The following is a 15,566-nucleotide window of genomic DNA, read 5'->3' as shown; positions in this document are numbered from 1 at the left end:
TCGCTTGGTTTTTCGCCTACTGCCTAATCCCTACTGCCTATTCCCTTACTGTACCATCATCCGCTGCTGGTCGCGCTTCTCAGCATAGCTGCCCTTGTCATAGGCAGCCTGCGCCTGCAGCTGCTCCTTGGTGAAGTTGGTGTAGAGATATTTGTTGCCGTCCTTGTCGGTCATGAATTTGAGCTTGTCCATGCCGACCGCGACCTCCTTGGCGCCGATGCCTAGAAAGCCGCCGACATCGATGATGACGGCATCCGGCTTGCTGTCGGGCGTGAGCACGACGTCGCCGATCTCGCCGACCTTGGCGTCGTTGGCGCCATAGACGGTGGTGCCCTTCAGGTCGTCGCCTCTGATGTTACCGACCGGCATTTCGGTCAATGTGGACTTGTCGATCGCTGCCGTTTGCGTCGGATCGGTGGCCTTTGTCCCGGCCGGAGCTTCCGCGGTCTTGTCCGCTGGCTGAGCATTGTCAGCCGGTGCAACGGCCGTCGGGGCAGCCGGAGCAGTCGGCTGCGTCGCGTCGGAGGTTGTCGTCACGGGCGCCGGATCATAGGGCTTCCGGTCGAAATCAGGCTGCGCCTGCAGTTCCTCCTTGGTCGTCTGCGCCACCAGCCAGCGATCGCCGTTCTTTTCGGCCCACCGCGCCTTGGCGAAATCATAGGTGACATTCTTTTCACCCATGCCGAGGAAGCCGCCGACGCCGATCACCAGCGACTGCGCCTTGCCATCCTTGGTCAGCACGATGTCGTTGACGTCGCCGATATTCTGGGCATCGTCGCCAGTGCCATTGTAGACATTCTCGCCGATGATGTTGGTTGCGAGATTGCCGTCAGCGCGTTTCACCGCCGGTTCTGACGGCGCGGCGTTGAGATCAACCGGCTTCTGCGGGTCGTTCTGCGCCGTGGAAGCAGGCGCCGAGGCCGGATCGTAAGGCTTGCGGTCGAAGTCGGGCAGCGCCGTCAACGCTTCTTTCGTTGTCTCGGCGACGAGCCAGCGGTCACCATTCCTCTCGACCCATTGCAACTTGCCGTAGTCGAAGGCGACGTTCTTGCTGCCTATGCCGAGGAAGCCGCCAACGCCGATAATGGCGGATTTCGCCTGGCCGTTTTCATCGAGGACGACGTCGCTGACGTCACCGATCTTCTGCGCATCGTCGCCAGTGCCATTGTAGACGGACTCGCCAATGATATTGGTCATCAGCGCGCCGTCGGCCTGTTGCGGCGCCGGCGCGATGGTAGCAGGGGCTTCAGCCGGCGCTGGGGTCGTCGCCGGGGCCGTCGTTGACTGCGCAAACGCACCGGTAGCGATCAGCGTTGCCAGTGCGGTCGTCGCGAACAGTGTGCGGATCATGATTAAGTCTCCTCTTGCGTGATCTCATGCGCGCCGCAATCGGCAAACCACTTGCCGGGACCGAAGGCGGCGCCTCCAATGGGATCACAACGTTGTGACAAGGCGCTTGTTCCGAAAAAACGGGAGCATCGAAATACCCTGGGCAAGTCCGCGGAATCGCCCGACATTCCCGCCCGGCCGATGGAACCTTTGCCAAGCTTGCCCGTTCAGCCTGCGGCTGGCATTCCGGCCGCTAAAAAGAATACGGAGTGGGGCATGCGATTTGCAGCGGTGCTGAACCGGGATGGCGGCACCTTGCGGACCACCGATCTTTCCGCGCTAACCGACCGGATGCGCCAGACGCTCGAGGCGGCTGGTCACTCCATCGAGATCGACATCGTCGCCGGCAAGGAGATTGTCGCGGCGCTCGACAAGGTCGCCGCGCGGCGCGACATCGACGTCGTGCTGGCCGGTGGCGGCGACGGCACCATTTCGGCCGCCGCGGGGCGGCTGATGAATGGCAAGAAGGCGCTGGCCGTCCTGCCTGCAGGAACCATGAACCTGTTCGCCCGCGGCCTTGGAATTCCGCAGACCATCGATGGCGCGCTGAAGTCCTTTGCTGACGGCGAGATCATGGCGGTCGATATCGCGAGCGCGAATGGCCGGCCGTTCGTGCATCAGTTCTCGATCGGCCTGCACGCCAGGATGGTGAAGCTGCGCGACAATATGGAATTCGCCTCGCGCCTGGGAAAGATTCGCGCCTCGGCCAAGGCCGCCTGGACGACGATCAACAATCCTCCCGCCATGAAGGTGACGTTGACGGTCGGCGAAGCCGAGATCGTGACCCGCATCAGCGGCATCGGCATTTCCAACAATCTGTTTGGGGAAGGCCATCTGCCTTATGCCGACAATCCTGCCGGCGGCGTGCTCGGCATCTATGTCACCGTGGCGCGGCAGCGTGGCGAGTTGGTCAGGGCGCTCTTCGACATGGCTCGAGGCAGGTGGCGCGACAGCGATCATGTCGAAACCCATCAGGCCGACAAGGCAATCGTGAAAATCCATACAGGGAGCAAGAAATTCGGCGCCGTCATCGACGGCGAACTGGTCAAGCTGGAGCGTGAAACGACAATCCAGATCCACCCTGGCGCACTGAACGTCCTGGTTCCGGCGCAAGCCGCCCAGGCAAAGGCCGCCTGATGCGATTACGAATGACGAGGAGAACCCTAGCCACCCGACTGCCCCTCGCCGGCTGGCGCGCTCTGGTTGGCCGGCGCGGTCTGGCCGGTGGGCTGCCCCTGGCTTTCAGGGCTATCTGGATCGATCTTTTGGCCATAAATCTCGGCCGCTCCCCAAGCAATGAAAGCCAGGAGCAACGCGGCGACCAATATGCGCAGGCCGTGCCAACCCCAGCGCCCCTGACGGGCTTTGTTTTCAGGGGCGATCTTGGTCATTGGCGGCGTTCCTATCGTGCAGCCGGGATGGTGGATAAAACCATCGCCGGCGAAACATGGTGGGGTAACGATTGCTTGCTACAAAAGTTCCGGCGCGACGGCCGCGCAAGGTGCGCGCCACCGCGGGTGGGGCCTGCAAGCGAGGGGGCTTGGTGGATAGCAAGGTGACGAAGCAGGCTGGTTTGCCGGTTGAGGTCCGCCGCGCCGTGGCGGCGCCGGAGCGGCTTGCCGTACTGCATAGGCTTGACGCGATCGACACCGACTCCGATCCCGACTTCGATCGCATCACCGGCCTTGCCGCAGCCGTGATGCAGGCGCCGATCGCGCTCGTCACGCTGCTCGACACCGAACGACAGTGGTTCAAATCCTGTGTCGGCTTCAACGAGACCGAAACCGCGACCGACATATCGTTCTGCGCCCATACCATTGCCGCCGGCGACGAGCCCATGGTGGTGCCGGATGCCAGCATCGACCCTCGCTTCTCCCGCAACCCACTGGTCACCGGCGAACACCATGTCCGCTTTTATGTCGGCGCGCCGATGGTGGTCGCCGGCGCGCGCGTCGGTACGGTGTGCGTATTCGACCGGGAGCCGCATGAACTTCCGTCCGCTGCCGCGCTCGATCATTTGAAATCGCTGGCCAGCCTCGCCGCCAGCCTGTTTACCCTCAAGGACGCCACCCGCAGCGGCGCCATTGCCACGGCTGCTTTGGCGCAGGAGGAAAAGCGCCGAGCCATAGCGCTCGATGCCGCCTCGCTCGCCAGTTGGGCCTGGGATATCCGCACCGACATGATCGAATGCGACGTGCGTTTGTCGGAGCTGTTCAACCTGCCGCGTTCGAACCGGCTGCGGGCGCGCGACATTTTGGCCGCCATCGACCCGCGCGACGTCTACCAGACCGAGACGCGCTTTCGCGATGCCCTGACCGGCAGCGACGACTATTTCGGCGAATACCGGGTCAAAGGCTTCGATCCGCCGCGCTGGATAGTCACCCGCGGCCGCGTCATCGAGCGCGACGGCGAAGGCAAGCCGACGCTTATCTTTGGCGTCAACTACGACATCTCGGAACGCAAGCTCGGCGAGGACCGGCAAAGGCTGCTGCTGCGCGAGCTCAACCATCGGGTCAAGAACACGCTGGCGACGGTGCAGGCGCTGGCGACGCAGACCGTTCGCCACGCTCGCCGCCCAAGCGAATTCCTGGAAGCCTTCGGCGCCAGGCTGCAGGCGCTGGGCGCTGCCCATAACCTGCTGTCGGATCGCGAATGGCGCGGCATCGGTATTCGCGAACTGATGCAGATCGAGGTCAAGCCGTTCGATTCGGCAGAACGGCCGCGCATCGTGATCTCCGGTCCGGAGCTGCTGCTTTCGCCCGACCAGGCGGTGGGGCTCGGCCTGATCATGCACGAACTGGCCAGCAACGCGCTGCAATACGGATCGCTGTCGGTTGGCTCGGGGAAGGTCGATGTCGACTGGAAGGCGGCGGGCAAGAAAGGCGCGCACCGCCTTGTGCTGACCTGGATCGAAAGCGGCGGGCCGAAAGTCGACCCGCCGGAACGCCAGGGCTTCGGCTCTATCCTGATCCGCCGCAGCCTCGCCAAGGTTTTGTCGAGCGAAGTGACCCACGAATTCCGCAGCGAAGGCGTGTTCGCCGAAATATCGATGCCGCTTGAAGATCTGCCGGCTTAAAGCAATTTCAGAAGTGCGAAGCGGTTTTCCCGGGAACAGCGTATCAGCGCGACGCGCTTTAGTCGGCTTCGCTGTCTGGATCGCCCGGATCCGGTTTGACGTTCTCGCGGTAGATGGCATAGGCCGCGAGCGCGATCATCGGGCCGAGAATGACGCCCTTCCCGCCTTTCCCCTTGAGCAAGGCCGGCAGCACGGCAAGCGCCGCGGTGATACCGAGCGCCTTCAGGTCGGCATTGCGCCTTCGCGCACGTCGGCGTGCACGCGTTCCAGCCGCAAGTTGATGAATGAGCACGATAAGCCCGGCCAGTACCAGGAAACCAGCGGCGAAGCCAAGACAGGCGGCCATCGAGCCATAACGGTCAGCCGCCCAGATGTAGGCCGCCCCCAGGAGAAACCCGAGGCCGCACAGGGCAGCCACGGCGGCGAGCCCGTAGACGATTGCCGCCGTGCGCGCGCGGCGCATGGCGGCAATGGCTTCACCCGAGGCCAAGGCCGAGATAAGCGGTGCCAGCATGCCCATCTCTGTCGAAACTAGCGCCGGGCAAGAAGCGCAAACAGGAAGCCGACGCCGGCCGCGATCGCCAGTGAAGTGACCGGCTTCTCGCGCACATTGGCCGTGATCTGGGCCTCAAGATCCTTGGCGTTGCCACGCAGGCTGTCGAAGACGGCTTCACCCTGGGCGCGCAACTGGTCGACGCCTTCGGCAGCAGCGCGCCGCGCCGTGCCGTAACCATGTTCGCCGGTCTTGGCCAATTGCTTGGTCAACTTTTCGATATCCGCCTTCAACTGCCGAATGTCGGCTTCCAGGTCGGCGTTCGTCTGACTTTCGTTGGCGGTTTTTCCTGCGGCAGTTGCCATTCTAAACTCCTTGCGTTTGCTTGGCTTCAAACGCCCGACACACGTCATGGTTCCGAAATCGGAGACCGTATCCATGAAAGGGTGTTTGCAAGTGCGAGTCCAGCCCCAGATGGAGGCCTGCCTGTCAGATCAGCGGCCGACGGCCTTCGCTTAGGCCCTCCCAGCGCGCGAGATCCTTCAGCCCCTCCCCGTCGATCACTTCGCAACCGCCGTCGCGCCAGGCGATCAGCTTGCGATCGATGAGCTTGCGGATCGTCTTGTTGGTGTGGACCAGCGACAGGCCGAGCGTATCGGCGACATGCTGCTGGGTAATCGGGATTTGCACCGGCGCCTTGCCGTTGAGCCCGACTGCCGCCGCGCGGCTGGCGATGAAGGCAATGAGATAGGCGGTGCGCTCGACCGCCGTACGCCGGCCGACGCTGAGCAGGTTCTCGTCCAGCATGCGCTCCTCGCGCGACGCCAGCCAGGTAATGTCGTAGGCAAGGCCCGGATGGTTGCGGTAGAGCTCGTGCAGGTTTTCACGCTCGAAGACGCACAACAGCATGGGCGACAGCGCCTCGACCGAGTGCTGCATTTCGCCCATCAGGCTGCCCTGCAGCCCGATAAGATCGCCGGGCATGGAGTAGTTCAGGATCTGGCGCCTGCCGTCCGACAATAGTTTGTAGCGGAAGGCCCAGCCCGAAAGCACGGTGTAGAGATGAGCACTTTGGCTGCCTTCGACCAGCACTGTGGCGCCCTTGTCGACGGCCAGTTCGCCCTTCTTGAACATGCTGACATAGGCAAGCTCCTGCTTCTCGAATTCCCGGAACACCGGCAATGGCCGAAGCGGGCAGATCTCGCATGGGTACTGACGGCTGGAAAACGAACGACCATTCTGGCCAGACATTTCGATCCCTCTTTCGAACGTCTCTTGCCAGAGACTGAGTGCTACGCCTTTGCAAGGCCGCGGTTCCGCTGCCGATGGCATGTCTTTTTTAAATGACAGGATGGCAAATAGCGATCATGACTCGCTACACTCCACTGAGGCGAATTCGAAGCCCGCTTGTGGAGTAGAGCCGGTGGCGAACTTTTCGGATTAAGGCCTGACCGATCCCCCAAGGTCCGCGATGCGGTTGACTGGAGTCACTGTACCCGATGCTGCAAGAATTGAGGAGAGATTGCCAAGTGCCGCCATTGCTTGAGGGATTGCGAATTCTTGTCTTGGAGGATGAATTCCTGATCGCCATGGATGTCGAGCAGCTTTGCCGCGACCATGGCGCGAACGACGTAGTGATTGCCCGCGCTCTGGCCGAGATCGATGAGCAGAAGGTCGTTGGCGAGTTCGACGCCGCTATCGTGGACCTCATGCTGGGCGGAACGTCCACACTCGATTTTGCCGCGCGGTTGCGCCAATCGGGCCTGCCGTTTGTCTTTGCCTCCGGCTATTCGGACCCCGATGAGATCAAAGGGTCTTTTCCCGGCATCCGCCTGGTCACCAAGCCCTATTCGGGGACCGATCTCGTCGAGGCTCTGGCGGCGGCCTGCGGCCGCGCGCCAGTCTGAGATATCTTCGATGCGTATGTGTAGAGAGCCCAGGCCCGCAAACGGGCCCTCCGCCGTCAGGCAGCGTTTGAACCCGTCACCTGGGACGAGATCGCGTCCGGCCCGTATTCGTCTTCGCCGGAGATTTTGAGGATCTCCTGCAACCGCGTGCGGGCCCGGCTGACCCGGCTCTTGATCGTTCCGACCGCACAGCCGCAGATTTCGGCGGCCTCTTCATAGGAAAAGCCTGAAGCGCCGATGAGGATGATGGCTTCGCGCTGGTCCTCGGGGAGTTGCTCGAGCGCGCCGCGAAAATCCTTGAGGTCAAGCTGGCCGTGCTGAGCCGGATGAACGGCAAGCCTGGCCGTCATGATGCCGTCGCTGTCCTGCACCTCGCGGCCGCGCTTGCGCATCTGGGAATAGAACTCGTTGCGCAGGATGGTGAACAGCCATGCCTTGAGATTGGTGCCGGGCTGAAAGCTCTCATGCTTGTCCCAGGCCTTGACCAGCGTCTCCTGCACCAGATCGTCGGCCTTGTCGGCATTCTGCGTCAGCGACACGGCAAAGGCCCGCAGGCTCGGGATCGAGCCGAGCAGGTCGGTCTTGAACCCTTGTGAGACAGCTGCCATGCCTCAGTCCTTCTTCTGTGCGGGTTCGGCCTTTTCCAGTTGGCTGAGCAACTGGGCAAAGCGATCCGGCACATTGTCCGAGACCAGTTCGTCATAATACTGTTTGAGTTTGCGGCCGATTTCCGAATTCGCCCCGAGCGGGTCGCCGGAATTGGCCCGGCGCCTGTCAGCGGCGCCAGCCAGCGTTTCTTTATTCATGTCCTTCATTTCGCCCTTAAATCCAGCGCCCCGAGCCGCCCCATTACACAACGCAAAGCGGCCCCCTCGTCTGGTTGCCCATCGCACCACAAACGTCGCCCGTACGGTTTCGTTCCACAAGTCTCGGAACTTTTTCGCAAAACCCGCGTTTGGGTGTTGGGGCTTGCAATCAGCTTGACCTGCAATCTATGCAATCACGTCATCTGAGGGAGACGTCTACCATGAGCCTTTCCGCAACCATCGCTCCGCACCTGCCGTTCCTGCGCCGCTTTTCACGCGCCGTATCCGGATCGCAGGAGAGTGGCGATGCGCTGGTCGCCGCGATGCTCGAAGCCATCATCGCCGACGTCGACATCTTCCCGCAAGCGTCAAGCGACCGCATCGCGCTCTACAAGGTATTCGCCAAACTGTTCACCTCCATTGCCATCCGCGTTCCGCAGGAGCAGGCGCAATCGGCATGGGAGCAGCGCGCCGCCGCCAATCTGAACGCCATTGCGCCACGGCCACGCCAGGCTTTCCTGCTGGTCGCGGTCGAAGGCTTCGGTGAAGACGAGGCAGCTGAAATTCTCGATGTCGACGCCAAGGAATTCTCCGAACTGCTTGCCCAGGCGAGCAACGAGATCTCTCGCCAGGTGGCGACCGATGTGCTGATCATCGAGGACGAGCCGCTGATCGCCATGGACATCGAGGAAATGGTCGAGAGCCTCGGCCACCACGTGGTCGGAACCGCGCGCACCCATACCGAGGCGGTGGCGATGTTCGGCAAGACAAGGCCGAAGATGGTGCTGGCCGACATCCAGCTTGCCGATGGCAGCTCGGGTATCGATGCGGTCAACGAAATCCTGTCGTCGACTTCGGTGCCGGTAATCTTCATCACCGCCTTCCCCGAACGTCTGCTGACCGGCGAGCGGCCTGAACCGGCCTTCCTCGTCACCAAGCCGTTCAATCCCGACATGGTCAAGGCGCTGATCAGCCAAGCGCTGTTCTTCGACCGGCAGGCCAAGGCCGCCGCGTGAAGTAGGGCCTTCAATCTCCAACTTTTCGCCGCCTCGCAGCGTTGGCGGCACTGGCGATCGCCTAACCCGGCGATCGGCGGCTGCCCGTCGCGCCGTATGGCGCTCACGCGCGCGAATCAATTCGCGTCCGGGCCCCTTCCAAAGACCTTCTTTTTCGGCAAATGGTGGAACAAACAGCAATCACTCACGTTCTTGATCCAGTATCGGAAGGAGACAGATCATGCTCTACTGGGCGCTCGTATTTCTCGTCGTGGCGATCATCGCCGGCGCGCTTGGTTTCGGCGGCATCGCCGGTACCTCGGCCGGTATCGCGCAAATATTGTTCTTCATCTTTCTCGCCTTCCTCGTCATCTCGCTTCTGGCCGGCCTGTTCAGACGGGCATCGTAGGAGCGGGCGAAGAACACTGGAAGCCGCACCCCTCAAACGGTTTCCAGCCACCGCCGGGCGATGTCCTCCAACGGGACATCGTCCGGCGGACCTTTTCTGGGGACCTACTCAGGAACTGAGTCCAAGTGAATCGTTCGGTCCTGATCAGGTGGACAGGTGATTGATGCGTTCCATTGGCGGAGGCGAGAGCGGACAGGGCGACGAGGTGATCGCACTGCACCCGGCTGAAAGCGGAATGCAGCTTGGCCGGGCCTTGCTTCACGCTCTGCACAATGCCGGCATTTCCGTCCTCTATCAGGATCGTGAATTGAAGACTGTATGGGCCCGCAACATGCGTGCGCCGTGGGTTTCCGACACAGCCGACAGCAACGGCGCGTTGCCACCGGCGCAAGCTGAGCAAATCGCCGCCGCCAAAAGCAATGTGATCGCTTCCGGCAATCCGGAACGCCTTGAACTGAGTGTTCCCACCGGTGATGGCATGCGCTGGTTCCAGGTATGGGTCGATGCCGATCGGGGCCATCGCGGCGACGTGCAGGGCGTCGTCACCACGATGGTGGAAACCACCGAGCAGAAACGCCGCGAACAGACGCTGAAGACGCTGTTGCGCGAAGTCAGCCACCGCTCCAAGAACCTGTTGGCTATCATCCAGAGTATTGCCACCCAGACCGGCCGCTATTCCGAGACACCGGACGATTTCCTGAAGCGCTTTCGCGGCCGCCTGCAGTCACTGGCTTCCTCGCAGGACCTGGTGACGTCGTCGAACTGGCGGGGTGCAGCACTTCGCGAGCTTATCCGCGGCCAGGTCGTTCGCTACGGCGCCGATCCCGCGCAGAGCCTGCGCTTCAATGGCGTCAACCCCTACCTCAATCCCAACGCGGCCATTCATATCGGCCTGGCCATGCACGAACTCGCCGTCAATTCATTCAGCTACGGCGCCCTGGCGCGGCCGGACGGCTTTGTCGAGGTAACCGCCGATCTGTCGAACGTCGCAGAGGCCGCAGACAAGCCGGCTTTGTCGCTGACCTGGGTCGAGGCCATTGTCGCCAATGATAACAGGCGCACCGAGAAACGCTTCGGCAGCGTTGCCCTCGAACGTGTCGTGCCGGCATCGCTGAACGGCACGGCGACGCTGGAGATCACCAGTGACCGCCTCGAATATCGCCTCGTCGTTCCGCACGGCAATTTCGAAACCGAATGAGCGGCGGGATTCCTTAACCGGCTGTTCACCATAAAATCCGATGCTGTGGTTCCCAGAGATTGCTGGATCTTGACCGATTCAACCGATGTTTCGGCCGCAGCCTGCAACGCGAGTATGGGAGGAATGATCATGACGGTTGCCGATATGAACAGGCTGGAGCAGGCCGCCCGGGTGTCGATGAGCGGCTTTCAGGATCCTGACGCTTCAGCCTCGCCTTTGCAGCACGCCTGGCATCCCTTGCTTCGCGTCGCCGCTGTCGCGCTCGTCGCCGCTGTTGTGCTGATCGTGGCGTCGCAATTGGTCTGAGCCAGATGCTCAGGTTCACGCTGCTCCCAAGCAGCCTGGCTCAGAAACTGTCCAGCTCGTAGCCGACCAATTATTAACGCCCCTTTCGGCACAGGAACTTTGACGGCTGTGGACCGTTCTTATGGCGAGAGGACGTGTCGCCGTGGAACACATCGCCGCTTTGCTTTTGGTAATTGGCTGTTCGAACAACATGACCGAATGCCGTGAACTGCCGGTGCCGGTCAGTGTTTTCGAAACCGCCGAAGCATGCACGGCAGAACGTCCATTCGCTGCCGGCGACGTGCAGGGTCAGGCCGAGCACGTCGTTGCCAAATGTCTTACGGTCGACCCCGCGCTGGAAGATGATTACGACCAGATCGTCTGGAACGTGCGCCCGGACGGCACCCTCGACGCGTCTTTGCAGATTTCCAGTGTCGTGGTCGCGTCGAACGCCACGCGCCGCGAAAAAGACTCTCTTAGCCAACAATAAGATCGAGCGGGCAAAGGCTGCTGTTTCGTGCTAAATAGCGGCTGGAGCTTACTAAAGTGAGGACAAAAGTGAGGAGAGATTCTATGCGGAAATTGATTATTGCCATGGTTGCGGTGGTCGCCGTCAGCGGCTGCAGCACGACCGAGCAGGATGTCGGTGTCGGCGCCGGTGTCGGTGCTTTGGCCGGCGGACTGATCGGCGGCGGCAAGGGTGCGCTGATCGGCGCAGCCGTTGGCGCCGGTTCCGGCCTGCTGGTGCGCAACCTGCGCAACGGCTATTGCCAGTATCGCGACAATCGCGGCCGGCTCTACACCGCTCGCTGCTGATCCGCTTCAAAAGCGTCAGACAATCGCGACGGAGACCGGTCAGCCGGTCTCCGTTTGTTTGACTGCATCAGGCTGCGGGATCCTGATTTCCACCGTAAGCCCATCGATGCGAAAATCTCGGGCAATCGTGCCGCGCAATTCGCGCGTGACATTGAGGTCGATCAGCTTGGTGCCGAAGCCGGTCTTCGCCGGCGCTTCGAGTTCCTTCTGCCCGGCCTCGCGCCAGTTCAGAACCAGCATCCGCTCGGACCCGCGCCCCTCGAACGACCAGTCGACCTTGAGCGCACCCACGGAATTGCCGGCCTCGCCATATTTCAGCGCATTCGTCGCCAGTTCGTGAAAGGTCAGGCCAAGCGCCTGCGTCGTCCTCTCGTCGAGCAGCACCTGAGGCCCTGACAATATCCCTTCCGGAAGCTCCTTGCCGAACACCTGGCCGAGCTCGATGCGCAGCAGGTCGCCAAGATCGGCCTTCTGCCAGCGCGAACGCGTCAGCATATCCTGGGAAGCCGCCATTGCCTGCAGGCGGGCTGAGAAGGAAGTTGAGAACTCCTTCACGTCGGTTGCTTGCGCTGCCGTCTGGCGCGCAATCGCCAGCACCCGCGTGATCGAATTCTTGATCCGATGCTTCATCTCCTGCAGCATCAAATCCTTTTCGAGCAGGCTTTTTTCCGTCGTTTCATGCAGCAGCGACTTGGCGTCGTAGGCGCGCTCCTGGTAGCGCGCCACCAACGCGATGGCCCCGGCCAGAAGCAGGCCGAACAGCCCGAGCATGACCGGAATGGCGCGCGAGGACGGTTGCGAAAATGCACTTGTCGGCCGAAACAGCACCGTCCACGGCCGACCGGCGACGATGATCTTGCGCGTCACCAACAGCCTGTCGCCAAAGCTCGCAACCGGCGGCGTTTCCGACTGGAACAGAAGATTGTCGGCGTCGGCCGTGCCGTCATAGACCGCGGTGTTGACCGGCAGCAAAGGCGTGCGGCTGAGCGCGGTCTGGAACAGGTCGCGGGCGCGGAAGGCCGCGTAGAGAAGGCCTGATGTCGATGATCTGGACGCATTGATACCATCCGGCGCGGTTTCGACATTGAGCCTGACGAAGACCAGGAAACCGGTAAAGGTCTGCGCCGCGCCAGTGTCCTGGCCGAGCTGGACCAGACCGCTTGCGTGCTGTGCGTCATCGGCCATCGCTTTTTCGATCGCCTCGCGCCGCACCGGCTCGGTGAACATGTCGTAGCCGATGGTGGATTCGTTGGCAGGGTCGAGCGGCTCGAACAGCACGACGGGCGTGCGCCATGGCTGTGTCGTGTCCGGATAGACCGTGTGGGCGGCGCCGCGGTCGCGCAACATGTCGCGCTCGACCGCCGCTTCGTCACCGGTCTTGGCCAGCCTGAGATAGCCGATGCCGCGCAGGCCGGCGAAATTGTTATCGACATCGAGGGCGCTGAAGAAGGCCTTGAATTCGCTACCTGAAATCTCGCCATTGCGGGCGTCGAACAGCGCCTGCGTCGAGCGCAGCAGTGACAGATGCAGATCGATACGGCTTTCGATGCGGTTGAGCGCGTCGTCGGCCGTCGCCTCGAACTTGATGCGCGCCGCTTCCTGGGTCGCGAAATAGGCGAAGCCCGCCATCGTCAGGCTGATCAGTGCAACGGCAATGAAGGCAAGGATCGGGAAAAACTTCTTCAACGCAGGCCCATGGACGGTTCGGGACCTTTATGGGCAAGTCGCCGCGGCAAGACAATGGCGCGGCCAAGCCATAATGACAGCTGGCATATCATGCATATTTAGCCGGCTTATCGATCTCGAGCATCAGTGAACATGACAGCTGACGATAGCGTGGTCTCAGGCCGCGATCTTCAGCGCACCCGGACCGGGAATGGCGCCGGGCGGGCACTTTCCCAGGATGATCATGCCGAGCACTTCGTCCTGCGTCACATCGGTGGTGAGCGCGGTGCCGACGACCTGGCCGTTCTTCATTACGCAGACCCGGTCGGCAAGCTCGAACACGTCGTGAATGTCGTGGCTGATCAGGAAAATGCCGATGCCGTCGGCCTTGAGCTGCTTTACCAGTTCGCCGACCTGCGCCGTCTCCTGCGGCCCAAGCGCGGCCGTCGGTTCGTCCATGATCAGGATGCGGGCGTTGAACAGGATGGCGCGTGCGATCGCCACCGACTGGCGCTGGCCGCCCGATAGCTTGATCACGGGCTCCTTGAAGCGCTGGAAGCGCGGATTGAGCCGGCCCATCACCTTGCGCGCCTCGGCCTCCATGGCGACATCGTCGAGTGTCCCCCACGCGGTCATCAGTTCGCGGCCGAGGAAGAGGTTGGCGGCAGCGTCGACATTGTCGGCCAGCGCAAGCGTCTGGTAGATCGTTTCGATGCCGTATTTCTTGGCGTCGCGCGGATTGGAGATCGAGGCCTCCTGGCCGTTGACCAAGATCTGGCCGGCATCGCGCTTGTAGGCGCCCGACAGGATCTTGATCAGCGTCGACTTACCGGCGCCGTTGTGGCCAAGCAGCGCCACCACTTCGCCCGGGAAAAGATCGATGGACGCATCGTCGACGGCGCGAATGCCACCGAACGCGATCGAGATGTTGCGCATGTCGATCAGTGGCGTACCGGTGGGAGCAGTTTTTTCCATAATCGTTCCTCCCTAGACGCGCTTGCGGTAGACGGTGTCGAGCCAGACGGCGATGACCAGGACAGCGCCAACGACAATGCTCTGCAGCGGCGAGTCGATGCCGAGCAGCACCATGCCGGATTGCAGCGACTGCATCAGTAGCGCGCCGAGCATGGCGCCCATCACCGTTCCGGCGCCGCCCGCGAGCGACGTGCCGCCGATGACAGCGGCCGCGATCACCAAAAGCTCGTCCAGTGTGCCCAGCGCATTGGTTGACGCATTGAGACGGGCCGACGAGATCGCCGCGCTGATTGCAGCCAGCACACCCATGATCATGAACACCTTCATGGTCACCCAGCGCGTGTTGATGCCGGCGAGTTCCGCTGCCTCCGGATTGCCCCCGATGGCGAAGACATAGCGGCCGAAACGCGTGCGCTTGGTGATGAACGTCATGATGATGCCGACAATCACCGCCATCAGCACCGGTATGGCGATGCCATGCGCGATGAACAGCCCGCCTTCGGGAACGGTGATGCCGTTCTGCTGTGCGTACTGGCGCACGATGCCGATCGGCCATGGATAGGAATTGGCGATCCACACGGCGCCGAGGATGGCCGCGCAAGCGACCACGCCAAGCAGGGTCTCGGCCCAGACGGGGCGCAGTGGAAAGCTGAAGCGCTTGCGCTGCGAGCGACCGTTGAGCAGCGCGAAGGCGACCGCCGCGCAGGCGACGATGCCGACGATCCAGCTGGCAGCGGCGCCAATCGAGCCGCGTGGTCCGCCGCCCATCAGCTGGAAGGTGGCGTCGAGTGGCGCGACCGTGCGCCCGCTGGTGATGAGCCATGCCATGCCACGCCAGACCAGCAGGCCACCAAGCGTCACGATGAAGGCCGGAACCTGCATATAGGCGATGATGAAGCCCTGGAACGCGCCGATCAGCAGACCAAGCACCACGCCGGCGGCAAGCGCGACGACCCAGAGCCAGGGGTTTCCAAGCTGGAAGCCGATGACGCGAATCAGGAATTCGGCCTGTGCCACGCCCATGATCATGCCGATCACGCCTTCGACGGAGCCCACCGAAAGGTCGATGTTGCGCATGACGATGACCAGTACCATGCCGGTCGCCATGATCGCGACCGAGGACGTCTGCACCGACAGGTTCCAAAGATTGCGCGGCGTCAGGAAAAGCCCACCCGACAGGATATGTATGCCGACCCAGATGACCAGCAGCGCGCCGACCATGCCGAGCATGCGCGTGTCGAGCTCGGTCGCTTTCAGGAACCGGGCGACCGCGCCGAGTTCAGACGCTCGTGCCGTATCGGCCTGCGGATTTGAGGTCGTGTCGGTCATGATGTCCTCCAGCGGCTTGCCGTCTGGCGCGGATGCCGGACCACAGCCTAGAAGTTTGCCGCCGATGGCGGAAACACACAATTCTCGTAGAGAAAACGCCCCCGCGTTGAACCCCCGCGGGCGCCATTATTTAAATAGTAGCGGTAAAGTTGAAACCCCCCCCCAGGCCCCCCCGCACCCAGTGGCCACATTCGGCATTGTTTTACCCCCCGCCGCGGATACC

General features: G+C 62.3%; 19 protein-coding genes. 9 read left to right on the top strand and 10 right to left on the bottom strand.

Features of this window, described 5'->3' with window-relative positions:
- Window positions 1-45: 45 nt before the first annotated feature.
- Window positions 46-1,350 carry a PRC-barrel domain-containing protein gene (locus NKK50_RS05065; protein WP_023708587.1) on the bottom strand — a complete coding sequence of 435 codons (1,305 nt, stop codon included), beginning with the start codon at window positions 1,348-1,350 and terminating at the stop codon, window positions 46-48.
- 255 nt (window positions 1,351-1,605) lie between these two features.
- On the opposite strand from NKK50_RS05065, the gene NKK50_RS05060 reads away from it, so the two are divergent.
- Window positions 1,606-2,526: a diacylglycerol/lipid kinase family protein gene (locus tag NKK50_RS05060; protein WP_023670088.1), complete on the top strand. Its 921-nt coding sequence runs from the start codon at window positions 1,606-1,608 to the stop codon at window positions 2,524-2,526.
- 26 nt (window positions 2,527-2,552) lie between these two features.
- On the opposite strand, the gene NKK50_RS05055 is transcribed toward NKK50_RS05060, so the two are convergent.
- A complete protein-coding gene (locus NKK50_RS05055) occupies window positions 2,553-2,780 on the bottom strand; it encodes a hypothetical protein (protein WP_023706301.1) in 228 nt (75 codons plus the stop codon).
- Between the two features lie 164 nt (window positions 2,781-2,944).
- Here NKK50_RS05055 and NKK50_RS05050 point away from each other — a divergent pair, with 164 nt between their 5' ends.
- Window positions 2,945-4,465 carry a sensor histidine kinase gene (locus tag NKK50_RS05050; RefSeq protein WP_502896545.1) on the top strand — a complete coding sequence of 507 codons (1,521 nt, stop codon included), beginning with the start codon at window positions 2,945-2,947 and terminating at the stop codon, window positions 4,463-4,465.
- A gap of 58 nt (window positions 4,466-4,523) precedes the next feature.
- Here NKK50_RS05050 and NKK50_RS05045 read toward each other — a convergent pair whose 3' ends face one another.
- The 3 genes from NKK50_RS05045 to NKK50_RS05035 all read right to left on the bottom strand — a co-directional run bounded on the left by NKK50_RS05045 (window position 4,524) and on the right by NKK50_RS05035 (window position 6,209).
- Window positions 4,524-4,985 (bottom strand): hypothetical protein, encoded by a 462-nt coding sequence (locus NKK50_RS05045; RefSeq protein WP_023683962.1) that lies wholly within the window; start codon window positions 4,983-4,985, stop codon window positions 4,524-4,526.
- An 11-nt stretch (window positions 4,986-4,996) separates the two neighbouring features.
- Window positions 4,997-5,323 carry an ElaB/YgaM/YqjD family protein gene (locus tag NKK50_RS05040; RefSeq protein ID WP_023670092.1) on the bottom strand — a complete coding sequence of 109 codons (327 nt, stop codon included), beginning with the start codon at window positions 5,321-5,323 and terminating at the stop codon, window positions 4,997-4,999.
- Window positions 5,324-5,447: 124 nt separating this feature from the next.
- A complete protein-coding gene (locus tag NKK50_RS05035) occupies window positions 5,448-6,209 on the bottom strand; it encodes a Crp/Fnr family transcriptional regulator (RefSeq protein WP_023670093.1) in 762 nt (253 codons plus the stop codon).
- Between the two features lie 338 nt (window positions 6,210-6,547).
- Between NKK50_RS05035 and NKK50_RS05030 the strand changes: the two genes are divergently transcribed.
- Window positions 6,548-6,865, top strand: a complete 318-nt coding sequence (locus NKK50_RS05030; protein WP_050485906.1) for a response regulator — start codon at window positions 6,548-6,550, stop codon at window positions 6,863-6,865.
- Between the two features lie 56 nt (window positions 6,866-6,921).
- Here NKK50_RS05030 and NKK50_RS05025 read toward each other — a convergent pair whose 3' ends face one another.
- Both NKK50_RS05025 and NKK50_RS05020 read right to left on the bottom strand, forming a co-directional pair.
- The gene (locus NKK50_RS05025; protein ID WP_023670095.1) at window positions 6,922-7,473 is read right to left on the bottom strand and encodes a sigma-70 family RNA polymerase sigma factor; all 552 of its coding nucleotides are present in this window, start codon (window positions 7,471-7,473) and stop codon (window positions 6,922-6,924) included.
- A gap of 3 nt (window positions 7,474-7,476) precedes the next feature.
- Window positions 7,477-7,680: a NepR family anti-sigma factor gene (locus NKK50_RS05020; protein WP_023670096.1), complete on the bottom strand. Its 204-nt coding sequence runs from the start codon at window positions 7,678-7,680 to the stop codon at window positions 7,477-7,479.
- 212 nt (window positions 7,681-7,892) lie between these two features.
- On the opposite strand from NKK50_RS05020, the gene NKK50_RS05015 reads away from it, so the two are divergent.
- From NKK50_RS05015 to NKK50_RS04990, 6 genes are all read left to right on the top strand, one after another.
- The gene (locus NKK50_RS05015) at window positions 7,893-8,687 is read left to right on the top strand and encodes a response regulator (protein WP_023670097.1); all 795 of its coding nucleotides are present in this window, start codon (window positions 7,893-7,895) and stop codon (window positions 8,685-8,687) included.
- A 220-nt stretch (window positions 8,688-8,907) separates the two neighbouring features.
- Entirely contained in the window at window positions 8,908-9,075 is a 168-nt protein-coding gene (locus tag NKK50_RS05010; protein ID WP_023670098.1) for a DUF1328 domain-containing protein, read from the top strand.
- Window positions 9,076-9,238: 163 nt separating this feature from the next.
- Complete coding sequence (locus NKK50_RS05005; protein ID WP_023670099.1) at window positions 9,239-10,273, top strand: sensor histidine kinase; 1,035 nt, start codon at window positions 9,239-9,241, stop codon at window positions 10,271-10,273.
- A 129-nt stretch (window positions 10,274-10,402) separates the two neighbouring features.
- A complete protein-coding gene (locus tag NKK50_RS05000; RefSeq protein ID WP_023683964.1) occupies window positions 10,403-10,579 on the top strand; it encodes a hypothetical protein in 177 nt (58 codons plus the stop codon).
- A gap of 142 nt (window positions 10,580-10,721) precedes the next feature.
- A complete protein-coding gene (locus tag NKK50_RS04995) occupies window positions 10,722-11,048 on the top strand; it encodes a hypothetical protein (protein WP_023670101.1) in 327 nt (108 codons plus the stop codon).
- 83 nt (window positions 11,049-11,131) lie between these two features.
- Window positions 11,132-11,374 carry a YMGG-like glycine zipper-containing protein gene (locus NKK50_RS04990; protein WP_023670102.1) on the top strand — a complete coding sequence of 81 codons (243 nt, stop codon included), beginning with the start codon at window positions 11,132-11,134 and terminating at the stop codon, window positions 11,372-11,374.
- A 39-nt stretch (window positions 11,375-11,413) separates the two neighbouring features.
- On the opposite strand, the gene NKK50_RS04985 is transcribed toward NKK50_RS04990, so the two are convergent.
- From NKK50_RS04985 to NKK50_RS04975, 3 genes are all read right to left on the bottom strand, one after another.
- Window positions 11,414-13,060 carry a CHASE domain-containing protein gene (locus NKK50_RS04985; protein WP_023670103.1) on the bottom strand — a complete coding sequence of 549 codons (1,647 nt, stop codon included), beginning with the start codon at window positions 13,058-13,060 and terminating at the stop codon, window positions 11,414-11,416.
- 156 nt (window positions 13,061-13,216) lie between these two features.
- Complete coding sequence (locus NKK50_RS04980) at window positions 13,217-14,014, bottom strand: ATP-binding cassette domain-containing protein (RefSeq protein ID WP_023683966.1); 798 nt, start codon at window positions 14,012-14,014, stop codon at window positions 13,217-13,219.
- 12 nt (window positions 14,015-14,026) lie between these two features.
- Entirely contained in the window at window positions 14,027-15,343 is a 1,317-nt protein-coding gene (locus NKK50_RS04975) for a sugar ABC transporter permease (RefSeq protein WP_352462175.1), read from the bottom strand.
- Between the last annotated feature and the right edge of the window lie 223 nt (window positions 15,344-15,566).

The sequence above is a fragment of the Mesorhizobium sp. M0001 genome (assembly GCF_040324255.1).
In the GTDB taxonomy this organism is placed as follows: domain Bacteria; phylum Pseudomonadota; class Alphaproteobacteria; order Rhizobiales; family Rhizobiaceae; genus Mesorhizobium.
The sequence above is the reverse complement of the archived record's forward strand: the minus strand, read 5'-3'. Positions and strand labels throughout refer to the sequence as shown.

What these genes read in the sequence shown, in the direction of transcription:
- NKK50_RS04990 (WP_023670102.1), top strand. Translation starts at nt 11,132, where the DNA reads ATGCGGAAATTGATTATTGCCATGGTTGCGGTGGTCGCCGTCAGCGGC.
- NKK50_RS05060 (WP_023670088.1), top strand. Translation starts at nt 1,606, where the DNA reads ATGCGATTTGCAGCGGTGCTGAACCGGGATGGCGGCACCTTGCGGACC.
- NKK50_RS05040 (WP_023670092.1), bottom strand. Translation starts at nt 5,323, where the DNA reads ATGGCAACTGCCGCAGGAAAAACCGCCAACGAAAGTCAGACGAACGCC.
- NKK50_RS05055 (WP_023706301.1), bottom strand. Translation starts at nt 2,780, where the DNA reads ATGACCAAGATCGCCCCTGAAAACAAAGCCCGTCAGGGGCGCTGGGGT.
- NKK50_RS05000 (WP_023683964.1), top strand. Translation starts at nt 10,403, where the DNA reads ATGACGGTTGCCGATATGAACAGGCTGGAGCAGGCCGCCCGGGTGTCG.
- NKK50_RS05065 (WP_023708587.1), bottom strand. Translation starts at nt 1,350, where the DNA reads ATGATCCGCACACTGTTCGCGACGACCGCACTGGCAACGCTGATCGCT.
- NKK50_RS05010 (WP_023670098.1), top strand. Translation starts at nt 8,908, where the DNA reads ATGCTCTACTGGGCGCTCGTATTTCTCGTCGTGGCGATCATCGCCGGC.
- NKK50_RS05045 (WP_023683962.1), bottom strand. Translation starts at nt 4,985, where the DNA reads ATGGGCATGCTGGCACCGCTTATCTCGGCCTTGGCCTCGGGTGAAGCC.
- NKK50_RS05015 (WP_023670097.1), top strand. Translation starts at nt 7,893, where the DNA reads ATGAGCCTTTCCGCAACCATCGCTCCGCACCTGCCGTTCCTGCGCCGC.
- NKK50_RS05025 (WP_023670095.1), bottom strand. Translation starts at nt 7,473, where the DNA reads ATGGCAGCTGTCTCACAAGGGTTCAAGACCGACCTGCTCGGCTCGATC.
- NKK50_RS05020 (WP_023670096.1), bottom strand. Translation starts at nt 7,680, where the DNA reads ATGAAGGACATGAATAAAGAAACGCTGGCTGGCGCCGCTGACAGGCGC.
- NKK50_RS05005 (WP_023670099.1), top strand. Translation starts at nt 9,239, where the DNA reads ATGCGTTCCATTGGCGGAGGCGAGAGCGGACAGGGCGACGAGGTGATC.
- NKK50_RS04975 (WP_352462175.1), bottom strand. Translation starts at nt 15,343, where the DNA reads ATGACCGACACGACCTCAAATCCGCAGGCCGATACGGCACGAGCGTCT.
- NKK50_RS05030 (WP_050485906.1), top strand. Translation starts at nt 6,548, where the DNA reads ATGGATGTCGAGCAGCTTTGCCGCGACCATGGCGCGAACGACGTAGTG.
- NKK50_RS05035 (WP_023670093.1), bottom strand. Translation starts at nt 6,209, where the DNA reads ATGTCTGGCCAGAATGGTCGTTCGTTTTCCAGCCGTCAGTACCCATGC.
- NKK50_RS04980 (WP_023683966.1), bottom strand. Translation starts at nt 14,014, where the DNA reads ATGGAAAAAACTGCTCCCACCGGTACGCCACTGATCGACATGCGCAAC.